The sequence below is a fragment of the Methylobacterium sp. 1A genome, assembly GCF_058072805.1.
The window spans coordinates 1896597-1919823 of sequence record NZ_JBYQVE010000001.1; the positions used below are offsets into that span (position 1 = coordinate 1896597).

Below are 23227 nucleotides of genomic sequence, written 5' to 3' on the forward strand. Positions count from 1 at the left end.
CAGATGGAAACACGGGATTGTCGTAAGGCTGGTCCTACCAGACCAGGGCGGGCATCCGGTACAGGCGACCAACGCGGTCGCCAGGGGGCGTCGGCGTGTCAGTGCCGATATGCAAGGCTGAGAACCCGTGTGCGAGTGCTCCCAGGACGTCGAGCGCGTAGGTGTCTCCGACGCCCAATACGCGGCTTGGGTCGACGGCGCGATCCAGCATCGCTTCCGCCTGAGCGATGCCATTGCCGTAAATGAGGCCTCCCGGCTTGCCGGTCTCCACGACCACGCCGCCGATGTCGCGGTAGCGCCGGGCGACGAGGCCGGCAAACCGCAAACGTTTGTCGCCGACCACGAGGCTGGTGTCAGGGTTGGTGCAAAGCATCTGGAGGCCGCGCCTTAAGGCGACCGCGAGCACCAGGTCCAGGTTATGGTCCGTTTCGGGATACCCGGTGCACACGACGAATTCGGCGGTCTCCGGTTCAGCGAATGCGATGGCCAGCCCCTCGAAGAGGCACCGGTCGCGAAGCGGGCCGATATGCAGGACCGCTCGCCGGTCTTGGTCCTTAAGCAGGATTCGGGTGACGTCGGCGGCGGTGGCCACGCTGTCATAGGCAGGCGCGACGGGCGTGTCGCAAACCCGACTGTGAGCCGCGGAAGGGCATCTACCGCCCCGCTTTCACGCTTTGTTCGTGACGGGAAGTCCGAAGTGGCAGGCCAGCAGCTGGTTCTGCTCGCGCACGGTCCACGCCCCTGAGAAGCTGAAGTCTTTGCGCAGCCACAGCATCGCCTCGAAGCCGCAGATCGTGCGCCGCGCGGTGTGGAAGGACTGGAAGCCACCCACCCGCGGCATCGCCCGTTTCACCCGCAAGTGGTCGCTCTCGATGCCTTGCTGCAGGTGCTTGGTGACGTAGTGGACCGGCGTGCGGGGCAGCAGGCCCGCCTCACGGCTCTCGGCGATCGCTGATGGGTACGGGCCAGCACCATCGGTGCCGATGCGATCTGGGGCGAGCAGCGGCTGATCCTGGAGCATCTTGCGGATCGGACCCGCGTCGTCCTAGCCGCTGCCCATCGCGATCACGACGCCTCGAACAACGCGGACGGCAACCTCGCGGCCTTCTGTCAGCGATGCCACCTCATCCACGACCGGCCCGAGCACCAACGTAGGCGGTGGCGCACGCTGTTCCAGCGGAAGGCACTGGGCGACCTCTTTGGTGGCCCTTACGCCTGAAGGTAGCGCGCCAGCCGTAGGTTCTCAGCCGTCTTCACGCAGCATCGGACCGAGCGGGAGTTTCAGCCGGTATGACAGGGGACGTGGGTAAGCGGACGGCCGGCAGGCTGGCCACTGCGGGCGTGGCGAAGAGGTAGCCCTGGAACAGCTGGATCCCAGCTGCACGAAGAGCCGCCAGCTCAACTTCCGTCTCGACGCCCTCGGCGATCACGGCCACGCCCAGCTGCCGCGCCATCATGATCACACCGGCGACGATGGTTTGCCGGGCTGGCGAGGTCGCGACCCCGCGGATCAACCCCATGTCCAGCTTGATGAAGTCGGGTTGGAAGCTCGCCAGCAGGTTGAGCCCTGCGTAACCTGCACCGAAGTCGTCGAGAGCGGTCACAAAGCCCTGCTTGCGGTACTCAGCGATGATCCGCTGGACGTGGGCAACATCCGTCATGCGCTCGTTCTCGGTGAACTCGAACATGATCTGCCGGTGCGCAAAGCCAACGCGGCGAGCAGCGTCGAGTGTGGCGCGGATGCAGGCGGCCGGCTCGTAGACGGCGTTGGGCATGAAGTTGATCGACAGCCGGGTCTGGTTGTCTGGGAATAGGGAGCCGGCGAGTTCAATAGCCCTCACGCGGCAGGCTTGGTCGAACTTGTAGCGATTATGCTCGTCGACCATCCCGAGGATCTGCCCAGCGCCCTGACCTTCCGTGCCCCTGACCAGAGCCTCGTAGCCCCAGACGGCGTTGCGCGAGAGATCTAGGATGGGATGGAACGCCATCGTGAACTCGAACGGCAACGGGTTGCCATCTTTGCAACCTTGGCAGGCGCGCGTCATATATCAGTCTTTCAGAACGCAATCCCCGAACTGACAGCGTATGTCGCGGTTGTTTATTTCAAGTAAACCGGCTTAGATTGACGAAAAGCAACATTTGTTTGTTTGACTGATCGCTGCCTAGAGTGATCTCAGCGAAGGCGACCTGCTCAGTGGCATTTTGGGCATCCCATCCTGCTCGAAGGAGGCCCTATCCCTTCCATTCCAATAACCGTTTCGTGCTGGCGCGGTGCTCTGGATCGCGCGGGAGCAGGCGTCACCTCGGGCAGCCCAATCAGCCGCGATGGCAACAGGGAGTGCGCGGGTTAGAGGTGAGGCGCTGAGCAAGCATGGCGTTACATCACTGCCCGGGCAGCTTGATCAGCTCACGAGGCGCATGGCCTTCTTGCTCGGTTCGGCAGCACGAACCTGGTTCCGGCCGGCGCCTTTGGCCGCATACAAGGCCGCATCAGCCTCCGCAACGAGCGCTGCTGCGTTGTGCGCCAGGATCTCAGGAACGGTGGCCACGCCGCAGCTCACCGTGAGCACCGCGTGCGGTCCCGCCGTGTGAGGCATGGCCCAGCTCATCACCGCCGTCCGGATCCGCTCGGCCACGACCGCAGCGCCTGCCAAGTCGATCTCGGGCAGGATGACCGCGAATTCCTCGCCGCCGATGCGACAGGCCGTGTCACTGGAGCGGTTGGCGGCCGCCCGGATCGAGCCAGCGATCAGCCGAAGTGCCTCGTCGCCCCGTTGATGGCCGTAGGTGTCGTTAAAGCCTTTGAAGCAATCCGCATCGATCAGGATCAGCGCCAGCGACCGCCGACCTCGCACGGCACGGTCCCATTCCTGTACTAGCGCCTCGTCGAAGCGCCGCCGGTTGCCGAGAGCGGTCAGCGCGTCGGTGGTTGCCTGCGCCGCGAGATGAGCATTAGCAGCGACCAGCCTCATCTCGGCCAGCTCACGACGGCTCAACTCGCGGCGAAGAAGCCATGTCAGGCCGACCGTGACACCGCATAGGCTGAGCAGCACCATGCCCAGGCTGAGTGCCTGCCGTTGCCACTCGGCGTAGATCACAGACGGTTCCACGGCGATACTGAGGGTGAGGGGCTCCAAGCCTAGGCGTGCGAAGGTGAAGTCCCGCTCGCCATCCCCAAGCATCGCCGGCCCGACGAAGCTGCCCTCCCGCACCGCGATCATGCGGCGGTAGCTCGGAGTATCAGCCACACTCACGCCGATTGCGCTCTGATCGAAGGGCTCGCGCATCAGGACGATGCCCTCCGGTCCGTAGAGCGTCACGGTTCCAGCATGCTCGGCATCGACCGAGGCGAACAGGCGGCGCAGGTAGTCGATCTTGATACCGCCGACGACGACGCCCGCGAATGAGCCGTCCGAGTTCAGCAGGCGGCGGGAGAGCATGATCATATGCTGGCCGCTCACCCGCGAGATAGCGGGCGGGCTAATGTGCAGGCCGTCATCATTTGGTTGGGCGCGGAAGTGGCGGAAATACTCGGCCTCAGCCCGGTTGAGCCCCTTCGGCACCAAGCGATCCGAGCCGGCGACGACGACGCCGTGTGTGTTGAGCAGCAGCAGGAACGCGAAGCCCGGTGCCGAAGCGGCTCGATCAAATAGGATCAGTTGGCGCAGCTCGGGCGAGGCTTGTGCGACGTCGGTTCGGCCGAAGCTTTCGACGACGGCCTGCAGTGACAGGTCATAGAGCTCGACGTTGCGAGCGATATCGCGGCCGAGCACCTGGACGAGGCTGTTCGCTGTCAGCTGGCTGCGACGCTCAGCGTCCGCGCGCATCTGCCAGAGCAGAAGCGCGGCCACGCTGACCAAACCGGTGACGGTGAGGAAGTTGGCAAGCGCCAGCCATCGGGCGAAGGACGACCCGAGCCACGAGCGATCAAGGTGCCCTGGCGGGCTGGTCTCAACGTGCACCACCTCGGGCCTGCGCGGCATATTCTTTCCAGCGCAGTAAACCAAGAACCGGTTGCCAATCGCTTAGCGCGACAAGAGGAATTTGTGCGATAGAGGACGAGAGGCTCTGCGGCGTCCCTGTGCGTGTTGGCAGGACGTGGCGACATTGGTGACGGTCACGCGAGGTTCGTGAAGAGTCGCCGAGATCAGGTGAGTCCTATGGGCAGATCGAGGAACAGCGGCACGTCATGCTGCACAACCTTGCGACGTATGCTGGTCCGGCGAGAGCCCGGCTGCGTCTATCTCTCCCCGACGCGGCGCGTCTGGCCGGCCTCGCACCGGAGGACCTCGCCGCCATCGAGAAAAGCAGCGACTGCACGCTGCCGCTCGCGACGCTGACACATTTGGCTCTGTCCCTTGGCCTCACCGACATAGGTGTGCCACGTCCTCAGCCGCCTGGGGTGCAGTAGCCGGTTCACGAGTGGTGAGGATCTCTACCGACGCGCACATGAAGGTCGACGCTCCGCCGTTCGGCATACCGTCCGGCCACATGACGCCACGGCAACGCTCTGCTCATGCCGAACCGAAGCGTTGCCGTTGTCGGCTTGAACCCTCGCCGCTACAGCCCGCCCATGTCCGACAAGCTCGCCACCATCCTCGAACGTCTCAAGGCGCACCAGCGCGATCTCATTCTCCCGATGGCCGACCATGAGGGAATGCCGGCTGGCAGCGCGCTGCGTCAGTGGCTGAACTGGAGAACGCCATCGCCGCCGTCGAGGCAGTGATGGATGAGCAAGCCGAGAGCGCGGCGTAGGGGCCCCGCAGTTTAACGACAGCGAGGCCGGTGCCGGCGTGATTACATGCGGGAGTGATGACCGTGGTGGCGCCGATTGCGCCGGTGACGGGTCATGTGCTTCCTGCCCATTATGCCAGTGTGGCTGTCAAACAGCGTTGAACATTGACCCTGGATCGGCGTCGAACTTTGACCCCCTGGATGGGTATGGCGGGACGCCCCTGATCAGCCCGGCGAAGGCGGGTCGGGGTGGCGCAGCCGGGCTGATCAGGGGTCCAGCAGGCGCGACGTGTGTGCTGGCCTCAGGCGCGGTTCTTGAAGCGCCAGCTCTCGTTGCCGGTCTCGACGATCTCGCAGTGGTGGGTGAGCCGGTCGAGGAGCGCGGTGGTCATCTTGGCATCGCCGGCGAACACGCTCGGCCATTCCCCGAAGGCGAGGTTGGTGGTGACCACGATCGAGGTCGTCTCGTAGAGCTTGCTGATCAGGTGGAACAGGAGTTGGCCGCCCGACTGCGCGAACGGCAGGTAGCCGAGTTCGTCGAGCACCACGAAGTCGAGCCGCGCCAGATGGTCGGCGATGCGGCCGTGCCGGCCGGCGCGTGCCTCGGCTTCGAGCCGATTGACGAGATCGACGACGTTGTAGAACCGGCCCCGCATGCCATCCCGGATGCAGGCTCGTGCAAGGGCGATGGCGAGGTGGGTCTTGCCGGTCCCGGTGCCGCCGACGAGCACGACGTTGCGCTGATGCGCCAGGAACTCGCCGCCGGCGAGATCACGCACCAGCACCTCGTTGATCGGAGTGCCGTCGAAGGCGAACTCGGCGATGTCCTTGGCCAGGGGCAGTTTGGCGATGGTCATCTGGTAGCGGATCGAGCGTGCCTGCTTCTCGGAGATCTCTGCCTGGAGCAGGTCGCCGACGATCTGCTGCGGCTCGTGGGTGCGCTTCACTGCGACCTTGATGATCTCGTCGTAGGCGGCCTTCATGCCGAAGAGCTTCAGATCGCCCATGGTGGCGAGGATCTGCTGGCGTTCCATCATGGTGCTCTCCTTAGGCTGTCGTAGCGGGCACAGTCGGCGACCGGCTCGTGGCGCAGCCGCAGGCTCTCGGGCGTCAGGATGGTGACGGGCGTGGTCGGCTCGCGCTGCCGGGCGAGGATGTTGAGGACGACATCGGCCGAGTGGACGCCCTCGCGCAGGGCCTCGGCACAGGCCGCCTCGACCGCCGGCAACCCGTCACCGAGCACAGCGGTGAGGATCTCGACCATCTGCCGGTCACCCCCGGCACTGCCGGCGAGCTTGCGTCGAACCCGGTCGAGGGCGGCGGGCAGCACCCAGTCCTTGAACGGTGCGCCGTTCCGGAGCGCGCCAGGTTTGCGGGCGAGCACAGGGACGTAGTGCCAGGGATCGAACACGGTCTGATCCCGGCCGAAGGCACGCGCGTGCTCGGCGACGACGCGCCCGTCCTGCTGGATCTCGATGCGCTCGGCGTAGGCTCGCACTTCGACCGGGCGGCCAATGGCGGAGGCCATGACCGAGTATCGGTTGTTGTCGAAGCGTACGAGGCAGGTCGCGGACACCGAAGCGGTGACGGCGTGGAAGCCGTCGAAGCGGCCAGCATAGGGCACCAGCGCCGCCCGCTCGGCCTCGAACCGCTCCCAGACGGTGCGCTCGCGCTCCTCGGGATGCGGATGGGCCTTGGCGTAGGCGATAGCTCCATCGAGTAGGAGCGCGTTCAACTCGTCGTAGCTCTTCACCCGGACGCGCGGGGTGAAGAAGCGCTCGCGCACCAGCCCGACCTGGTTCTCGACCTGCCCCTTCTCCCAGCCCGAGGCCGGCGTGCAGGCGACCGGATCGACGAGGTAGTGCGAGCACATCTGCAGGAAGCGACGGTTGTAGGCGCGCTCGCGACCGACGAAGATCGTCTCCACCGCGGTCTTCATGTTGTCGTAGATGCCGCGCTGGCAGGTGCCGCGGAAGAACGCGAACGCCCGGTCGTGGGCGTCGAACACCATCTCCTGGCTCTCGCGCGGATAAGCCCGCACGAACAGCATGCGCGAGTGGCAGAGCCGGACGTGAGCGACCTTGACCGTGACGGTCGTGCCGCCGATCAGCACGATCTCGTGGCTCCAGTCGAACTGGTAGGCCTCGCCTGGGGCGAAGATGAGCGGCACGAAGGCCTGCGCCGTGACCGAGGCGCGCTCGCGCTTCCAGGTTTTGGCATAGCGCCGAACGGCATCGTAGCCGCCCTCGTAGCCGAGCCCGCGCAGCGCCTCGTAGATCCGGATCAGCGTCAGTCGCTCGCGGGCGGACCTGCCGGCGTTGGTGGTCAGCATCCGATCGAGATCGTCGCGCCACGGCCCGAGCTTGGGCAGAGGCTGCACGTCGCGCTCGTAGGTGAAGGCGGTGGCCCCCGACCGGATGACCTTCCGGACCGTGTTGCGGGAGACGTGCAGGTCGCGGACGATGTCCTTGATCGCGCGGCCGCGGGTGAAGAACTCGCGCCGGATGCGCGCAATCGTGTCCACGCCCTTCATCCCCCTGCACCACCCTTCCGGCCGCACCAGAGGGCAGTCTGCGAGAACGAGGTTAGGGGGTCAGAATTGGACGCCGATCCCCCGCCTCAAGGGGTCAAAGTTGCACGCCGAAACACAGGCGGAAGTCAGGGCGTGCGCGTCGCGCCGGATCTCATCGCGCGCGGCGGCGCTCTCGATCGAGCCGGCGAAGCCGGGCGACATTTCCTCGATCAGGAGTTCCAAGAGATCGCGCATCTTGGCAGCGCCGAGATCTCGCCGAAGCTGATCGAACGTGCTCTGATCGACTGCGACCGAGGACGCATCGCGTGGCTGGGGAGCCGCAGCACGCCCGTCCCTCAACCACCGATCGATCGTGGCGAGCAGTACCTCGCGCTCGAACGGCTTGGCCACATGGTCGTTCATGCCGGCCGCCGCGAAGGCCTTCACCTGCTCCGGGAGGACGTTCGCCGTCATCGCGAGTATCGGAACCTTGGCCGATGGTATCTTGAGGCGCCGGATCATGCATGTGGCCGTGAGGCCATCCATGCCGGGCATCTGCACGTCCATTAGAACGAGATCGTAGCGTCCCTCCTCGACGGCGATCACGGCCGCAGCTCCATCGCTCACGACGTCGAGACGGTGGCCGGCCTCCTGGAGTATGGCTTGGGCGATCGTCTGGTTGATCTCGGAATCTTCGACGAGCAGGAGATGCCCCGCCCGCCTCGGATGAGCCGAAACGGACGGGCGATCATCCGCGGTCGGCATCGTCGCGCGCGGCAGCGTGACGGTGAACCAGAACGTCGAGCCGCGACCGTCGCGCGAGGCGACACCGATCTCGCCTCCCATCAGTTCGACGAGGCGCTTGCAGATGGCGAGGCCGAGACCCGTCCCGCCGAAGTCGCGATGGATGGAGCTGTCGACTTGGCTGAAGCGCTGGAACAGCCTGTCCTGCTTCTCAGGTGGAATGCCGATGCCCGTGTCGATGACGCTGAAGCGCAGCTGTTCGCCACCGATCAGGCGCCCCTCATGGCGCACGACGAGCGCGACCGAACCGGCGTGCGTGAACTTGACCGCGTTGTTGAGCAGGTTCAGCAGGATCTGCTGCAAGCGGGTCTCGTCACCCAGAAGTGCGACCGGCAGGTCCGGCTCGACGATGGCATGCATGTCCAGGCCCTTGGGTTTGGCGAGGCCGCGGACGATCGACAGGCAGTTCTCGGCGAGCGCCGCCGGGCTGAAGCCGCGTGGATTGAGCTCAACGGCTCCAGCCTCGACCTTCGAGAAGTCGAGGATGTCGTTGACGATCGTCAGCAATGCCCGGCCCGAGGAGCGAACGAGTTCCGCGTTCCGCTGCAGATCCGAGGGAAGGCGACCGGAACTGGCCATCATGTCGGTGAAGCTGAGGATCGCGTGCAGCGGCGTGCGGATTTCGTGGCTCATCGCGGCGAGAAAGTCCGACTTGGCCGCGCTCGCCCGTTCCGCCTTGAGCTTGGCCTCCTGCAGCGCCCGCGCCTGCTCCCGCCGCTCCGAGATGTCGCGGAAGGTCGCCACGATGGTGGGCTCGTCTCCGACCGCCCCGGGGATGCGGCGGAAGACGCCCTCGATCCAGGTCCACCCACGCGCCTTGTGTCGAGCCCGGTACTCGCAGGAAGCCTCCGCCCGATCGGGGCCGAGGCTGCGGGTGGCGGCGTAGAGCCGTTGCACGTCGTCCGGATGGACGTAGTCGCGCAGCCGCATGGCCGCGAGTTCCTCCGGCGTGTAGCCGAGCAGGCGCATCGAGGCCGGCGAGATGTAGGACCGCCGGCCATCGTCGTGGCCGAGCATGATCAACTCGCTCGTATTCTCGGCGAGCACACGGAAGCGGTACTCGCTGTCGGTGAGCGCCTTCTCCGCCGCCACGCGCCGGGAGACGTCGCGCGTGCACGCCACGCAGCCTATCGGTTCCCCGTCGGGATTGTGGATCATCCGGTAGCTGACCTCGACCCAGACGTAGCTGCCGTCCTTGCGCCGGTAGCGCTGGCGCTTGAGCGCCTGCTTGCGAGCCCCGCTCCTCAGATCGTCCAACAGCGCCGCGACCGCGTTGCGGTCCCCGGGATGAACCATGTCGAGGGATTTGCTGCCGATCAGTTCCTCCGGCTCATAGCCGAGGAGATCCCGCGAGGCCGGAGAGACGTAGCGGCGGGTCGTGTCGAGATCGACCTGCACGATCATGTCGCTGGTGTTGTCGGCGAGCATCCGGAACCGGGCCTCGCTGTCGACTGCGGCGCGCTCGGTGCGGCGCAGCTCGGTCACGTCCATGATCGTGCCGAATACCGCGGTCGTCGTGCCCGAGGCGTCGACCTCGCAGACGCCGCGGCAGGAGACGTCCCGCAGGGAGCCGTCCGCGTGGACGATCCGGGCCGAGAACGCGAAGCCGCGCCCCTCGCGCACCGCTGCGTCGACGCAGCGCTCCACCTCGGCCTGATCGTCGGGCGCGTAGGTGGCGATCGCGTCCGCGATCGTAGGCGCTCCGGCCGCAGGAGAGCGGCCGAAGATCGCGAAGACCTCCTCGGACCAGAACAGCGTATGCTCGGGCAGGCCGATCCGCCAGTGTCCGATGTGCGCGATCTGTGCGGCCAGAGTGAGCAGCCGGTTCGCCTCCCGAGCCTGAGCTTCCGCGACGCTCGTCGCAGCCTCCCTGGCAGCCAACATCGCCTGCTGACGCCGCCCGTTCTCGAGACCTCGGATCAGGAGAAGCAGCGTGGCCAGGAGCACCAGCGTCACGCCGGTGCCGGCCAGGACGGCACGGCGGCGCTCGCCGGCGAGCGGCGCGAGCACCTCGTCCACAGATTTGCCGACGGTCACGATCAGCGGCAGCGAACCGACGGTGCGATACCCGAAGATGCGCGTGACCCGATCAAAGGCGCTTCCGACCTCGTAGGTCCCCGACGGCCGCTCCCGCACATGGGCGAATACGCCCCTGCCGCTGCCGAAATCGGTGACGTCGCGCTCGTACATGCCGTCCGCTTGCGGGTAGCGCGCGCGGACGAACCCATCGGTTCCGAAGATGGCGATGCTCCCGTGCCGGCCGACGTCGAGGGCCTTGAACTGGTCGGCGAGGTAGTCCGGGTCGATGGACGTCACGATCACGCCGGCGAAGCTGCCGTCGTGGTTGCTGAGCCGTCTTGCCGTCTGCAGGACGTAGCGGCCGGTGATCCGACCTTTGAGCGTCCGATCGATGTAGAGGCCTCGCTCGGCGCTCGCCTGCAGCGCCTGGAAATAGTCCCGGTCCCGGATGTCGAACCGCGGCGTATCGGGAGGTGGAGGCGTGCGTGAGGCGAGGAGTTCACCCCGTTTGTCGAACAGCGAGATCTGGTGGGCGACGCCTCGCAGCGACGTCGAGCGCTTGAGCCAAGCGGCGAAGTCGAAGGTATCCGGGTCGCTCGCGTAATCGTCTGCGATGAAGCGCATGACCTGATCGACGCCCACGAGGAGGCGCTCGACGTGCTTTTCCACTCCGATCGACAGGTTCGCCACGTCGCGGTGCGTCTGCTCGCGGACGGCTACCTCGCGCAGGTGCAGGTGGTACAGGATGCTGGTCCAGACGAGGCCGACAAGCGCGAGACCAACCACGAGCACGGGCGCCTGCAGGCGATCCGTGCGCCGTCTCGGCTTCAAGCGAGAAGCCGGGTCGATCATTCGCTGGACGAGGTTCGACATCGCCGTGTTCCGATCGAGGCGCTACCGCGAGTGTTCGGGAGACCTGCATCCGGAGCCTAGCCGCGCGGGTTCCATGTCGAAGTTTAGCAGTGAGCTCCTGAAGTTTGACTGACTCCGCCCTGCTCTGCGCGAGGGTTCGGCATCATGGGATCCGGAGGTCGAACCGCAGCTTCTTGGTCGGTTCCGGGGCGGTCGCCTCCGCACCGATCCCGAGGCAGTCCCGGATCGTCCACTTGATGTGCTCGATCATCGGCGGCGGGCGCACGACGTGGGTCGCGTCCGTCAATGAGGTGGACTTTTGGGGTGGAATTGGAGCGGCCATCGGTCAGGCGGCCTGCGGTGGAAGGGTGATGGTGTCGTCGGTCAGTGCCGGCGTGAGGCCGACCATGCCCTCGACCTGCATGTAGCGATGCTGGAGCTGCCACTCGTCGTTTGCCTCCAACAGCACCGCGCCAATCAAGCGTTGGATCGAGTCCGTATTGGGGAAGATACCGACCACGTCGGCACGGCGCTTGATCTCCTTGTTGAGGCGCTCCAGCGGATTGGTCGAATGTAGCTTCGTTCGATGCTGGATCGGGAAGCTGAGGTAAGCCAGGACATCGTCGCTCGTGCCTTCGATGAAGCCCTTCAGCTTCGGCCAGCGATTGTGGAGTTGCTCGGCCAGATGCTGGAGCGCGGCGCGGGCCGCGTCCTGATCGGGCTGCTGGAAGGCGCTGCGCAGACCGGCCGCCACCATGGTCTGCTGCGCCCGCGGCACGTAGGCCAGGGCGTTCCGGGTCCAATGAACGCGGCACCTTTGCCATGTCGCCTTCAGCACGCGCCGGATGGCGGCCTTCAGGCCCTCGTGGGCGTCGGAGACGACGAACTGCACGCCCGCGAGGCCGCGCTTGACTAGGCTGCGCAGGAAATCGGTCCAGAACACCTCCGCTTCCGACGGGCCGATATGCAGGCCAACGATCTCCCGCCGGCCCTCGGTGTCGACCGCCACGGCGACTATGGCGGCCACCGAGACGATCCGCCCGCCCTCGCGTACCTTCAGGTAGGTGGCGTCGAGCCAGAGATACGGCCACGCGCCCGACAGCGGGCGCGTCAGGAAGGCGTTCACGCGCTCGTCGATGTCCTTGCAGAGCTTGGACACCGACGACTTCGAGATGCCCGACAAACCCATGGCCTGAACGAGATCGTCCACACGCCTGGTCGAGACGCCGGCGATCCATGCTTCCTGGATTACCGCCACCAGCGCCTTCTCAACCGTCTTGCGTGGCTCCAGGAAGCCGGGGAAGTAGCTGCCGGTGCGCAGCTTCGGGATCTTCAGGTTGAGCGAGCCCAGCCGGGTGTCGAGGCTGCGCTCGCGATGGCCGTTGCGGTAGGTGCTGCGCTCGCCCGACCGCTCGTAGCGCCCGGCCCCGATCAGCCCGTCCACGTCGGCCTCCATCAGGATCTGCAGGACCGTCTCGGCGATCGAGCGCAGGAAGTTGCCGTCGTCGGCCTTCTGCAGCGCCTCGATCAGTGCCACTCTGTCGTCGGTCATCGGGGTTACCTCGGCTCGGGTTGAAGTCCGCAAACTCCACCTTAGCCGCCAGCCCCGATGGCCACCCCAATCCCCACCCGAACGGACCCGGAAATTACACCTCGTTCGCGGACGCTACCCACGACGTGCGAGCCGGATGCCGTGCGATCGGCGCAACGCAGTCGCGCCGACAGAAGGACGATCGGTAGGCTGGGCCGCTGCCGTCGAGCTTCTGCGTCGAGGGAAAACCCCTCGACGCCATGCGACATGTCGACGTCGGTCACGAGGACATCGGCACGCTCGCCGATCGCGAAATGTCTCAGGACGGAGAACGCGTCGGAACAGGCGACCACCGTGAATCCGGCCTGAGACAATTCCATCGTGAGAACTCTTCGGACGCCGGCATCGCTGTCTGCGAGTACCACGACGGGCTTCCTCCTGGACGTCGTCACCGAAGCTGCTCCGCTCCTCGCGGTCCATCGAGAACCAGGGCGTGAGCCATAGGGTATCGAAGCTGGGCCAAACTATTCGGCCTGACGACCGTCGCGGTTGGCGGCCCCTGGTCGATTGGGTTATGCCATTTGGCCAAACCCCGTCGGGCCGACATATGGGTGCGAAGGTCGAGCGAGCCCTGATTGCCGACGACGATCCGTTCTTCCGGATCGCTCTATCAGCAATCCTGCGTGAGACGCTGGGCTTTGCCGACGTCATTCAGAAAGGTTCCCTCGACGAGGCCGTCGACGTGCTCGCCGGCGTGTCCGAGATCAGCCTCGCCCTGTTCGATCTGGCGATGCCGGGCATGGCCGATGCCACGAGCCTGCGGGCGGTTCGGGAGTGCTTTCCGCACGTCACGACCGCTGTCGTGTCGGGTTCGCTCAGGCGTGAGGATGTACTCCTCGCTCTCGATGCCGGCGTCCACGGCTTCGTGCCGAAGGCGGCGGGAGTCGATGAGCTCGTGAAGGCGTTGACCGCGATCGTGGACGGGTGGATCTACGTTCCACCCTTCATCGCGCATGTTTCGGCTGGAGACGGTACCGGTTCGAGGTCAGGCGCTGTTGTGCCTTCAGGCCTGGACCGTTCCGTCGGGCCTTCTCTGACGCCGCGGCAGCGTCAGATCCTGGATCTCATCGTGGCCGGTCAATCCAACAAGGCGATGGCTCGGGTCCTCGACGTCAGCGAGGGCACGGTGAAGGTCCATGTCGCGGCACTGCTACGCGTTCTAGGTGTCCAAAACCGATCGGCCGCGGCCGCTTGGGGAGCGCGGCATCGAAGATAGCTGGTCCGACTAAGCCGTGAGGCCAGCTCGACGGCATCGATGAAGTGCGAGAGGAAGACTCGACATCCACCAGGTGCGGCCATGACCGAGTTCGGTCCCACCTCCGTCCTCGGGCGATCGATGATCGGTGCCGCCTTCGGCATGGCCCACGGGACAGTGGAGTGTCCCAAACCGGCAGCTCATGTCCGGCCCGCGCGCTCCGCGCCGTGTCGTCCCGTGACCGCGATGTCGCATTTCGATGGGGCGTTCCTGGTCGGAGCGGCCGTGGCGCTACTGCACGCCGTGATCCGAGAAGGTCGGAGGTCGTCTTCCGTACCCCTACCGTCGATGGAGGTCTCGGCAGGACCGCGTCGAGCTGCCGGATCGCGACGATTGGCTCCGCGGTGAAAGAAACCTGCTTCGGCGCGAACACGGTCGCGCCTGTTCGGGCGAGGTGTGGTTTGAGTCAGATCGTGCCGATCCTCGACGATGGGCTGTTCCGGCAAGTGCTCACGATCGTGAAGCCGGCGCGCACCTGCGAATTGCTGGAGATTCTGCGCGCACGCATCGTCGCATTGTCGGAGGCGAGCGACACGGACATCGCAGGGCCGGACGGCCGGTTGCTGGCCCATAGATTGGCCTCGGAGGCAGGGCTTCTCGGCTTCCGCCGCCTATCGCTGATCTGCAGGATCCTGGAGAGCCAGAACGACAGATCCGCCTCCGCGATGGCCGAGCCCTGCCGACAGCTCCGAGCGATCCTGAGTTCGACGCACGCCGAGGCTCGGGCCCGCCTCGCGGCCCTTGCGGTGTCGAACACCTGAAGGCGCACTTTGCGGCCCCCCCCCATATACGGACCGGAGTTTCGGTGATGTTGTCTCGTGAGGCCGAGATCGACCCTGCAACCACGTTGAGCTGTCGTCTCGTCGTCGCCTATGTCAGCCAGAACGTGCTGCCGCGGGAGCAAGTCGCACGTGTCCTCACCGAGGTTCATCGGGCGATCCGCGGATTGATGCAGCCCTCGTTCGCTGAACTGCCGGGGCTCGGTTTCGCCGGACCTCGGGAAGCGGCTCGACCGACCGTCCAAGAGATCCAGGCGTCGATCTCCGATAATGGCCTGATCAGTTTCGAGAACGGGCGATGCTATCAGTGCCTGAAACGGCATCTCACCAGCCTCGAGCTGACGCCGGAGACCTATCGGAAGAAGTGGGGGTTGCCGAAATCGTATCCGATGGTCTGTCCGTCGTACTCGGCGCGACGCTCGGACATCGCGAGAGGGATCGGGCTCGGCCACGTCAGTTCAAGATCCGGCGCGCCGGCCGCCCAACAGAAGGGGCAGAATAGGAGGGCTACATCAAGGGCTCGACCACATGCATCGAACGCGCATCCGGAACCTCCTGGCGACTGAAACCTCCGACGACCCGGATTGCCTGAGACCACCCTCCCCATCTCGGATGCAGAGACCGTGATCGGCTTTTGCCTCGACTCGGAAGCGGTCGCTTCATGCGCCGCGGGACCCGCCCGCAGATGCGGCCGTCGTCGGACGCTGCCTCGCCGACAGGGCCTACAGCGCCCGCCGTTCGAAGCCAGGAGCCTGACATGGCCATTCTTACCGCCCGGATCGTCGAAGCCCAGTGCTCTTCCGGCCGGTTGGAGATGCTGCTCACGTGCGGGAACTCCCACGCGGTCGTCCTTTAGATCCTGGCGCGTCGGCGCGAGCGCCTCTTGGACGATCTCGGCCGCCTCGACGCGCACCGCGCCGCGGTGTACCGGCGGCGGGCAGCGATGAAGCTTCCTGCCCGAAGAAGCCTGGACGGCCGACGTGGGAGCACGACATGACCTTGACCGCGACGCTCAAGGAAATGGACCGGTTGATCCTGGAGATCGAACTCCGGACGACGGCGCAGGCCGAAGCGGTGGCGGTCCTGGTTCGGGGCCAGGGCGACGCGACCGAGGCCATGCAGCACCTGTACGAGCAGATGGACCGGCTGGCTGCCCTACGCCTGGAGCGGGCAGGAATCGAGCGCCTTGTCGGAGGCGACTCCGGCGCCGCCTCGAAATTCGGGACTGCGGTCTGAGCCCTCATGCATCCTGCCACCCGGCCTGCGCGACGATCCCGGACCCGGACTCCGGCAGCGAAGGGGATGAGGCCCGAGGATCGGCGATGTCGGACGACTGGACCCGGAGGCTGCTGAGCCTGAACATTGAGATCGTGAAGGCCGACGCAAGCCTCGCCGTCCGCCTGCGCGATCACTTCGCGCGCTCGACTGCCGAAAAGGAAGCCATCGAAATCAAGGGACAGATCGCGACCGCGGTGGCACGCCTCGCGCTCCTACGTAGATTGCGCGATCGTCACCTCCGGAAGCTGAGGGAGCCAGGATGATCCCGCTTCCAGATCCTTCGCAGGCGGAGCTCAGCCCCGTCCCCGGACTCGGTATGCTCGAAGGGTTCGTGGCAGGAGTCGACCGGCAGGCCCGCGCCACCATCGACACGGTCCGCGCCTACACGCGGCCGACCGGCGGCGTTTAGCGGGGTGGTACGCCGCCCGCGGCCTCGATCCTCTCACCGTGGCCGTGGTCGGTCTCCATCCCGCCGTCGACGATGGCCGACCCAAGTCGTCGCTGGAACCGCTTCCCACCTGCGCCGTATCGTCCAAGCGACCGGCGTACGGCGGCTTCGAGAATTCCTCTCACCGTTCCGCGTGCCCGGCATGGGTCGAGGCCGCCGTCCAATCGTCTCGCACGAAGCAAGTCCTTTGAAATCGTCGGGTTGTCGCTTGCGTTGAGCGCGGTCGCCTTCGCGGTCGGTATGAGCCGCCGCATGACGGGGCTACGTAGGATGAAGCTTCCGATGTGTATGAAGTGGGTCCCTAGGGGTGGACGGATCAGGCGAGGTTGTGCGACCGGTTCGCTGGGTCGTCGGAGGATGAAGCCAAGGACCCGACATCGTGCCCGCGGCGTCGCGTTCAAGCGTCTGATCGCGCAGGAGTACCTGTCGGGCGAGACGCTGCACGGCTTGGCCAAGCGCCATGACCTCTCGCGCACCCTCTCGCGCACCCTCTTGCGCGTCCGGGTGCGGAAGTACCAAGTCGGCGCGTTCGACCAAGACAAGTATCCGTGTTGGTCAAGCGTGGTTTGGAGCCCACGGCCGATTGTCTCTGATGAGGGCATTTGCCATGATGATGAGCCTACGCATGATGGCCACGAGAGCGACCTTTTTCTGCTTTCCGGCGGCGATCAGCCGATCATAGATAAGCTTGAGGTCGACGTTGAAGCGCGCGGCAACGATGGCGGGAAAGTAGAGCGCTTGGCGTAGCGCAGCCCGCCCACCTTGAATCCGCTCCTTTCCTTGCCATCGCCCTGATTGTTGCGAGACAGGAGCAAGTCCGGCCAGGCTAGCGGCCTGCTTGCCTTCCAGTTCGCCGAGTTCCGGCATGTCGATGATAAGCGTGACGGCGGTGACCTCGCCGACCCCAGGAATGGTTTGCAGAATGGCAACTCGCCTCGAGAGGTCGGGGTCCAGTGCGGCCATCCTCGCCAGTTCGGTGTCGATCCGCTTCACATCCTTGTCGATCCGGGCAAGACGGTCTTCCAGCTGCCGGTTGAGCAGAGGAAGTGTCGCGACGGAGCGGCGAATTTTCGCGGCGGCCCGATCCTTGATGAGCGCTCGGCGTGCTGCGAGCAGCTCCCTCAGGTCGTGGAAGCTTTTCGGCCTCGGCGTCTGAGCCTCCAATTCAAGAGCGGCGCCCATCCGAGCCAGCATGGCAGCATCGACGCGGTCGGTCTTTGCCAGGCGGCCGGTTGCCTGAGCAAATCGGCGCGCCTGCTTCGGGTTGACCTTGACGAACGGCACGTCTCGGCTGCCGAGAACAAGCTCGAGCTCGCGATGATAGGGTCCTGTGGCCTCGAAGACGATCAAGGTCTTCTGAAATGCCCCGATCCATTTCAGAAGCAGCCGATGACATTCACGATTATTGCCGACACTTAGCCGGTGTCCATCGCCCAACCGGTAGGCGTCAAGGGTATCCTTGGCTATGTCGATCCCGATGGTCTGCTGCATGTTTCGCCTCGCCGCTTCGTCTTGTCATACGGGCCCGAAGCCCCTGTATCCGTTCAAGTCGGTGAAGGTTGTGGAGAGCGGCCACACTCAAGAGCGGTCCCGTGTCGACCAAGAGAATTTCGGCCCACATCCCCTGCATGACGGGCAAAGACCCTTCGATGCAGCCCCAGCCAAGGAGCCATTCCTCCATAAGGCAAGAGACTGGAGCCATGACGAAGCATACCCCACCCTTTTCCCCTGAGGTTCGCGAGCGGGCGGTCCGGCTGGCCCGGGAGCATGAGAGCGAGCACGGTTCGCAATGGGCCGCGATCCAGTCGATCGCGGCCAAAATCGGTTGCTCTGGCGAGACGCTGCGCAAGTGGGTTCGCCAAGCCGAGCGAGATCGAGGCAAGGGTACAGGGCCGACGACGGACGAGCGCGAGCGGATCAAGGCGCTGGAGCGGGAGGTTCGCGAACTCCGGCAGGCCAACGAGATCCTGAGGAAGGCGAGCGCGTATTTTGCCCAGGCGGAGCTCGACCGCCGGTTCCGGTCATGATCGCCTTCATCGACGAGCACCGGGAAGCCTACGGGGTCGAGCCGATCTGCAAGGTTCTGCCGATCGCCCCGTCGACGTACCACGCCCATGCTGCGCGACGAGCCGATCCCGAGAGGCTGCCGGCTCGAGCCAAGCGGGACGCGGCACTCATGGCCGAGATCCGGCGCGTGTACGAGGCGAACTTCCGGGTCTACGGCGTGCGCAAGGTCTGGCGGCAGCTCGCCCGCGAAGGGATCGTGGTGGCGCGCTGCACGGTGGCCCGACTGATGCGCACCATGGGCTTGGCCGGCGTCGTCCGGGGGCGCCGGGTCCGCACCACCGTTCCCAATCCGACTGCGGCCTGCCCCCTCGACCGGGTCAACCGGCAGTTCAGGGCCGAGTGCCCGAACCGGCTATGGGTGGCGGATTTTACCTACATCGCCACCTGGGCCGGCTTCGTCTATGCGGCCTTCGTGATCGACGTCTTCGCCCGCCGGATCGTGGGCTGGCGTGTCTCACGCTCGGCCCGGGCGGACTTCGTGCTCGATGCTCTGGAGCAGGCCCTGCACGAGCGCCGCCCCTTCGCTGGCAGCGGCCTCGTCTGCCACTCGGATCGCGGGTCGCAATATGTGAGCCTCCGCTACACCGAGCGCCTCGCCGAGGCGGGCGTCGAGCCCTCCGTCGGCAGCGTCGGCGATTCGTACGATTACGCTCTGGCCGAGACGGTGATCGGCCTGTTCAAGGCGGAGGTGATCCATCGACGCGGGCCGTGGCGCTCGTTCGAGGCAGTCGAGTACGCCACGCTCGAATGGGTGGATTGGTTCAATCACCGTCGGCTGCTCGAACCGATCGGCAACGTGCCTCCCGCCGAGGCGGAGGCACGCCATTATGCCCAAGCCGAGGTCCAAGCCTTGGCCGCCTGACCCAAACCAAACGGCCTCCGGAAAACCCGGAGCGGTTCATTAGGGCAAGTGGTAGGATTGCCGGACAGTTCGGGTGTTTGGCTCTGCGCGGCGACGAACCGCAGTGTCCATGGCGTAATCCGCTTCGAATTCGCGGAGCGCTCTGATAGCGTTCGCCAATCGCTTTTTCATCAGCGCCGCGTCCTTTCCGTTGCGCAGTTCGTGGGTCCGATCGGGATCCCGCCCAAGGGCTGCCGCAGGCGTTACAATCAGGAACAGTGATAGAACAGAAATTCGGCACATGCCCGTAATATGGCGCCGCCCACTCCTGTATCGAGTGCCGCGCATTGAACGTCAAAACTGTAGGTGGCAGGCGAACACGCCCGGGCCGGATCTGCCGCCGGTGAAGTAGCGCACCGTGGAGTAGCAGCTACGGCAGCGGGCGACGCCGACCAAAGCGACTTCCGGAGATGCGTGGTGAGGTGGTATTTGTGGGCTGACGACCCGTAAGCACATGCAGCACTATCGCTTCTGTGTGGCCCTTCGACGGCCCGATGGAACCCTCGACACGCCTGTGCGCGAGGAGATCATCGCCGCTACGCGCGCGGAAGATGCTGTCTTGGCGGCCAAGCGCATCCATGTCGACATGATCGGCACCGGCACGAACGCGATCTACCTCCTCGACCCGATCGGGCACGTGATCTGGTCGCTTCGCATGGGGGACGTGTGGCTGGATCCCGATGACGAGGACTAGCGGGCGGCCTCGACGTTGCGCTTCAGCCGGATTCGGCGCGCCGGGCACCTTCAGTGCGTGGGGTACGATGCCCCTCCCGCAACCGCTACCGCGATCCTACCGTCGCAATGCTGAGACCTACCGTGCAGAGCCGGCCACCCGGCGGACCAAACAGCACGAGTGGTGGGGCGGGCAGAGCCACGCGCTGACTGCCGGTGCGCGGAAGAATGGCGCGGGGCCGCGACGAAGTCTATCCTGATCCCGCAGCGCCATCAGACGGAGGTCGGCATGACCTTCATCGTCACCGGTTTTAGCCGGGTAGGTCCGGCTCTCGTCGGCTGCGACACCGAAATCGCGGCACTGGAGAAAGCCGTGGAGCTGATCCACGCCGGTTTCGTCCAAGTCCTGATCGCAGACGGCCAGGGTGTCCAGTACACGCCCAGCCAGTTCCTCCGCGCCTTCCATCTCTGATCAGGGCTGCGAGCGACCGGAGGATGGTGCGATGTGCGAGAACCTCGCCTTGCCACTCGTGCTGGCAGCCGTGTTCACAACCAGCTGCATCCTGATCCAGCGGCTCGAGCAGCATGCCGAGTGCGTCGAGGACGTGTTTGTCCCGGCGTTCTTGATCGTGGCGTCGCTGGCGACGGTCGTTTTGCTCGGGCGCTACGCCGATGGTGCGCGTGCCTTTCAGCGGTCTCCACCCGGGCAAGTGCAGGTTTCGGAAGCACCGCGATCGTCGTCCAAGACTGGTCTAACCGGGGTCGTTTCGTATCCGCCGCGATTCAGGCAGCCATGCTGTTGAACGCTTAGGTTGCCGCCAACAGACACTGGACAGTTCCAAGCGCGCGAAAAATAAAATCTCGCAATTCCGAATTGGTATGTACCGGTATCGGATGAGAATTTACAATCAACGCCGTCGTCCTAGCAGAAGCTAGGCCGCATCGCAATCATTCGAAGAGCGCGAAGTCGCTCCAGCGGGGCCTAAACACAGGAGGAGGTGCCCATGTTGTTTTTCGCGCTTCTCTTTGTAGCCCTCGCCATCGTCGGCGCGTGCGTTGGCCTCGGCACGATCGGCCAGCCCATGTATGGCCAAGCGCTCAACAGCTACGGTTGGGCGCTTTGCATCAACGGTGCAGCTCTCGCCACCTTCTTCGTGCTCACATTGGTTCGGCGATTGCGGCGCCGTGCGATAGGAGTGAATTCACGTCGTCCCCACAACGCAACCAAAGGGGAGTTTTACATGCGCACGCCACATCTGATCGTGATGGCCATGCTGATAAGTGTGACTTCGCTCTCTGTGCTTGCCCAAACTGTGGATCAGACAGGCACAGGTGGTGGGCCCGCTACAACGATGACGGCGCCGTATACCGCTACGACAGGACAAACGGTGCCGAACCCGAGCGTGGTCAACCCGAGCGAAACCAGCAGCATCGAGCAACGCTCCCGAGAGGAAGAGCGGATGGATGCCATCACGCGCGGCATCTGCATCGGCTGCTCACGCTGACCGGCCAAGGCGTCACGCAACGCATGCTCGTCCGGCTAATGGTCTGCCGCCGCCGGTGCAGTAGTCGGCCTTCAGCGCCTTGACGCCGTGTGCATGACCGTCAGCGGCGCAGACGTCTCATCGGCCTTTGCGATGCTCGGAGGTTGGGTGCTGTCCGCGGCGGAGGCGATCTCCGGGTTCGCCTGAGCCTGCGCTGACGTGAGGGCGCAGGCGGGGATCACGAGGCCGCTCGGACCGGCATAGATCGTGACCGTGCGCGCGGCTGCAGCGGCGGGCGCGGGTGAAACCAGGACGGACGCGATGGGCAGGGCAGAGACGCAGAAGGTCTTCTTGGCGCTACATCAATGCCTGGCGGTTCGTTGTGGATAACCGCCAAGCTGTTACTGCGCTCCGCTTAGGCTTCTTGAGGGGCAAGATGCATCGCGTTGCCGCGGTTCCGCCTCGACGAAGCCGACCGAAAACAAGCCTTTGTTTCTCCTGCAACCCTTTCGGCCTCCTCACCGATTCTATGCCCGCTGCAGTGCGAGATCAGCTCGGATCCGGCCGTAAACTCGTGCCGAACCCTTTATGGACCGTCAGAGGCGGCTTGACGCCGAGGTATCAGCGGAGGTGCGCGCGCTGATGTCACGTTCGGCCGTTTAGTCGGTCGCTTCGTCTATTTCGTTAAGAAGTACCTAGTGTGCCCCCTTGGATACGGGAAGTCGTGCCCTTTGATCTGCCCTAGACGCGCATCCTTGTACGATATGGTCAAGCTGGGCCGGACGATGTGCTGAATTTCTGGTTGAATAATTGGCTGCGATGCTCTACACTGCGCGATAATCAATTATCAACCACCGCCATTGGCCTCATTTGAGGTGCTGAGACGATGCAGAGCCATGCCGAGCCCTCCGTCTCTGCTGGTTTGACTGCGCCGCAATATCGCGAAGAGATTTCCGAGGTGGCCGGGCACGTTGTGTGGCAGGTGAGCGATGCCGCCGATGCAGCTCTGCCGGAGGTACCTCTCGTGGCACAGGGCCTGCGGCTGGACTGGGCCGCCAAGCGCGGTCTGGACGTCGGTGTGGCGGTGGCCGCCCTGTTCCTGCTCCTGCTCCTGCCGCTGCTGCTGCTCATCGCACTGATCGTCTGGGCCGGCGACGGTAAGCCGCCGATCTACCGGCACATGCGCATCGGCCGCGACGGGCGCACGTTCGGCTGCCTGAGGTTCCGCTCGATGGTCGTCGACGGCGACGCCGTGCTGTCCGCGCATCTCTCCGCCAACCCGCAGGCCCAGGCCGAGTGGGCGGAAAGCCACAAGCTCAGCCATGACCCACGGATCACGCCGATCGGCCAGGTGCTGCGCAGGACCTCGCTGGACGAGCTGCCGCAGCTGTGGAACGTGCTGCGCGGCGAGATGAGCCTGGTCGGCCCGCGCCCGATCGTGCCGGCGGAGGTGGCCCGCTACGGCCGGGCCTTCGCCACCTGCTTTGCCGTGCCGCCGGGGGTGACCGGGCTGTGGCAGGTCTCGGGCCGCTCCGACACCACCTATGCCGAGCGCGTGGCGCTGGATCTCGACTACGCCACCCGCTGGAGCCTGCGCCGGGATCTGGCCATCATGCTGCGCACCATCCCGGCCGTCCTCGCCCAGCGCGGCAGCCGGTAGCCCATCATCAAAGGATGGTGACGCGCTCGCCTCAGTTGTCGGTGCATCGTTGCACAGGCGCCAGAACTCGATGAGGCCGGCAGCGTAGGCGGCTACGACGACGCTGATCCAGGACACGGTCGAGTCCCTCCGCACTCACGGCGCGTCGCCGCACCGACGAACTCGCCGTTC

The 23227-nt window shown here is 65.4% G+C and carries 21 protein-coding genes, 3 pseudogenes and 1 other annotated feature; of the genes and pseudogenes, 13 read left to right on the forward strand and 11 right to left on the reverse strand.

From position 1 onward, the window contains the following. Positions 1–34 precede the first annotated feature (34 nt). Together ACX9MN_RS09295 and ACX9MN_RS09300 are read right to left on the reverse strand one after the other, a co-directional pair. Complete coding sequence (locus ACX9MN_RS09295; RefSeq protein ID WP_489724276.1) at positions 35–592, reverse strand: HAD family hydrolase; 558 nt, start codon at positions 590–592, stop codon at positions 35–37. Positions 593–667: 75 nt separating this feature from the next. Further along, positions 668–1027 (reverse strand): annotated as a pseudogene (locus ACX9MN_RS09300) (DDE-type integrase/transposase/recombinase); the annotation flags it as partial. 3 nt (positions 1028–1030) lie between these two features. Between ACX9MN_RS09300 and ACX9MN_RS09305 the strand changes: the two are divergent. Further along, positions 1031–1219 (forward strand): annotated as a pseudogene (locus ACX9MN_RS09305) (hypothetical protein); the annotation flags it as partial. Between the two features lie 34 nt (positions 1220–1253). Here the strand turns inward: ACX9MN_RS09305 and ACX9MN_RS09310 are convergent. Next, entirely contained in the window at positions 1254–2045 is a 792-nt protein-coding gene (locus ACX9MN_RS09310) for an EAL domain-containing protein (protein ID WP_489724277.1), read from the reverse strand. 357 nt (positions 2046–2402) lie between these two features. Further along, positions 2403–3983 carry a GGDEF domain-containing protein gene (locus tag ACX9MN_RS09315; protein WP_489724278.1) on the reverse strand — a complete coding sequence of 527 codons (1581 nt, stop codon included), beginning with the start codon at positions 3981–3983 and terminating at the stop codon, positions 2403–2405. A gap of 590 nt (positions 3984–4573) precedes the next feature. Here ACX9MN_RS09315 and ACX9MN_RS09320 point away from each other — a divergent pair. Continuing rightward, a complete protein-coding gene (locus ACX9MN_RS09320; protein ID WP_489724279.1) occupies positions 4574–4726 on the forward strand; it encodes a hypothetical protein in 153 nt (50 codons plus the stop codon). Positions 4727–5036: 310 nt separating this feature from the next. On the opposite strand, the gene istB is transcribed toward ACX9MN_RS09320, so the two are convergent. The 6 genes and pseudogenes from istB to ACX9MN_RS09350 all read right to left on the reverse strand — a co-directional run bounded on the left by istB (position 5037) and on the right by ACX9MN_RS09350 (position 12904). Next, entirely contained in the window at positions 5037–5768 is a 732-nt protein-coding gene (gene istB / locus ACX9MN_RS09325) for an IS21-like element ISMex39 family helper ATPase IstB (RefSeq protein ID WP_043766072.1), read from the reverse strand. Positions 5769–5773: 5 nt separating this feature from the next. Beyond that, a pseudogene (gene istA, locus ACX9MN_RS09330) lies at positions 5774–7267 on the reverse strand (IS21-like element ISMex39 family transposase); the annotation flags it as partial. Between the two features lie 60 nt (positions 7268–7327). Further along, entirely contained in the window at positions 7328–10942 is a 3615-nt protein-coding gene (locus ACX9MN_RS09335; protein ID WP_489724280.1) for a PAS domain S-box protein, read from the reverse strand. A 142-nt stretch (positions 10943–11084) separates the two neighbouring features. Continuing rightward, entirely contained in the window at positions 11085–11228 is a 144-nt protein-coding gene (locus ACX9MN_RS09340; protein WP_489724281.1) for a hypothetical protein, read from the reverse strand. 39 nt (positions 11229–11267) lie between these two features. Next, positions 11268–12473 (reverse strand): IS256 family transposase, encoded by a 1206-nt coding sequence (locus ACX9MN_RS09345; protein ID WP_489724282.1) that lies wholly within the window; start codon positions 12471–12473, stop codon positions 11268–11270. Between the two features lie 41 nt (positions 12474–12514). Further along, positions 12515–12904, reverse strand: coding sequence for a response regulator (locus ACX9MN_RS09350; protein WP_489724283.1), 390 nt, complete (start codon positions 12902–12904; stop codon positions 12515–12517). 155 nt (positions 12905–13059) lie between these two features. Between ACX9MN_RS09350 and ACX9MN_RS09355 the strand changes: the two genes are divergently transcribed. The 5 genes from ACX9MN_RS09355 to ACX9MN_RS09375 all read left to right on the forward strand — a co-directional run bounded on the left by ACX9MN_RS09355 (position 13060) and on the right by ACX9MN_RS09375 (position 16087). Beyond that, positions 13060–13728 (forward strand): LuxR C-terminal-related transcriptional regulator, encoded by a 669-nt coding sequence (locus ACX9MN_RS09355; RefSeq protein ID WP_489724284.1) that lies wholly within the window; start codon positions 13060–13062, stop codon positions 13726–13728. Positions 13729–14168: 440 nt separating this feature from the next. Further along, positions 14169–14528 (forward strand): Hpt domain-containing protein, encoded by a 360-nt coding sequence (locus ACX9MN_RS09360; protein ID WP_489724285.1) that lies wholly within the window; start codon positions 14169–14171, stop codon positions 14526–14528. Positions 14529–14575: 47 nt separating this feature from the next. After that, complete coding sequence (locus ACX9MN_RS09365; RefSeq protein WP_489724286.1) at positions 14576–15112, forward strand: Ros/MucR family transcriptional regulator; 537 nt, start codon at positions 14576–14578, stop codon at positions 15110–15112. Between the two features lie 427 nt (positions 15113–15539). Then, positions 15540–15782 (forward strand): hypothetical protein, encoded by a 243-nt coding sequence (locus ACX9MN_RS09370; protein WP_489724287.1) that lies wholly within the window; start codon positions 15540–15542, stop codon positions 15780–15782. Between the two features lie 86 nt (positions 15783–15868). Then, on the forward strand, positions 15869–16087 hold the full coding sequence (locus ACX9MN_RS09375) for a hypothetical protein (RefSeq protein WP_489724288.1): 219 nt from the start codon (positions 15869–15871) through the stop codon (positions 16085–16087). Between the two features lie 740 nt (positions 16088–16827). Here the strand turns inward: ACX9MN_RS09375 and ACX9MN_RS09380 are convergent. After that, entirely contained in the window at positions 16828–17763 is a 936-nt protein-coding gene (locus ACX9MN_RS09380) for an IS110 family RNA-guided transposase (protein WP_489724289.1), read from the reverse strand. A 209-nt stretch (positions 17764–17972) separates the two neighbouring features. Here ACX9MN_RS09380 and ACX9MN_RS09385 point away from each other — a divergent pair. The 6 genes from ACX9MN_RS09385 to ACX9MN_RS09410 all read left to right on the forward strand — a co-directional run bounded on the left by ACX9MN_RS09385 (position 17973) and on the right by ACX9MN_RS09410 (position 23056). Continuing rightward, a protein-coding gene (locus tag ACX9MN_RS09385; RefSeq protein WP_408902965.1) for an IS3 family transposase occupies positions 17973–19201 on the forward strand; the annotation gives its coding sequence in 2 pieces (ribosomal slippage) (positions 17973–18261 and positions 18261–19201; 1230 coding nt in all). Continuing rightward, positions 18254–18370 (forward strand) — a sequence feature (AL1L pseudoknot). (Overlaps the previous gene by 117 nt.) 493 nt (positions 19202–19694) lie before the next feature. Further along, the gene (locus tag ACX9MN_RS09390; RefSeq protein WP_408902966.1) at positions 19695–19934 is read left to right on the forward strand and encodes a hypothetical protein; all 240 of its coding nucleotides are present in this window, start codon (positions 19695–19697) and stop codon (positions 19932–19934) included. A 267-nt stretch (positions 19935–20201) separates the two neighbouring features. Further along, positions 20202–20384: a hypothetical protein gene (locus ACX9MN_RS09395; RefSeq protein ID WP_408902967.1), complete on the forward strand. Its 183-nt coding sequence runs from the start codon at positions 20202–20204 to the stop codon at positions 20382–20384. Positions 20385–20415: 31 nt separating this feature from the next. After that, entirely contained in the window at positions 20416–20715 is a 300-nt protein-coding gene (locus tag ACX9MN_RS09400) for a hypothetical protein (protein WP_408902968.1), read from the forward strand. A gap of 201 nt (positions 20716–20916) precedes the next feature. Then, positions 20917–21417 (forward strand): hypothetical protein, encoded by a 501-nt coding sequence (locus ACX9MN_RS09405; protein ID WP_408902969.1) that lies wholly within the window; start codon positions 20917–20919, stop codon positions 21415–21417. 865 nt (positions 21418–22282) lie between these two features. Then, positions 22283–23056, forward strand: a complete 774-nt coding sequence (locus ACX9MN_RS09410; protein ID WP_489724290.1) for a sugar transferase — start codon at positions 22283–22285, stop codon at positions 23054–23056. Positions 23057–23227 lie beyond the last annotated feature (171 nt).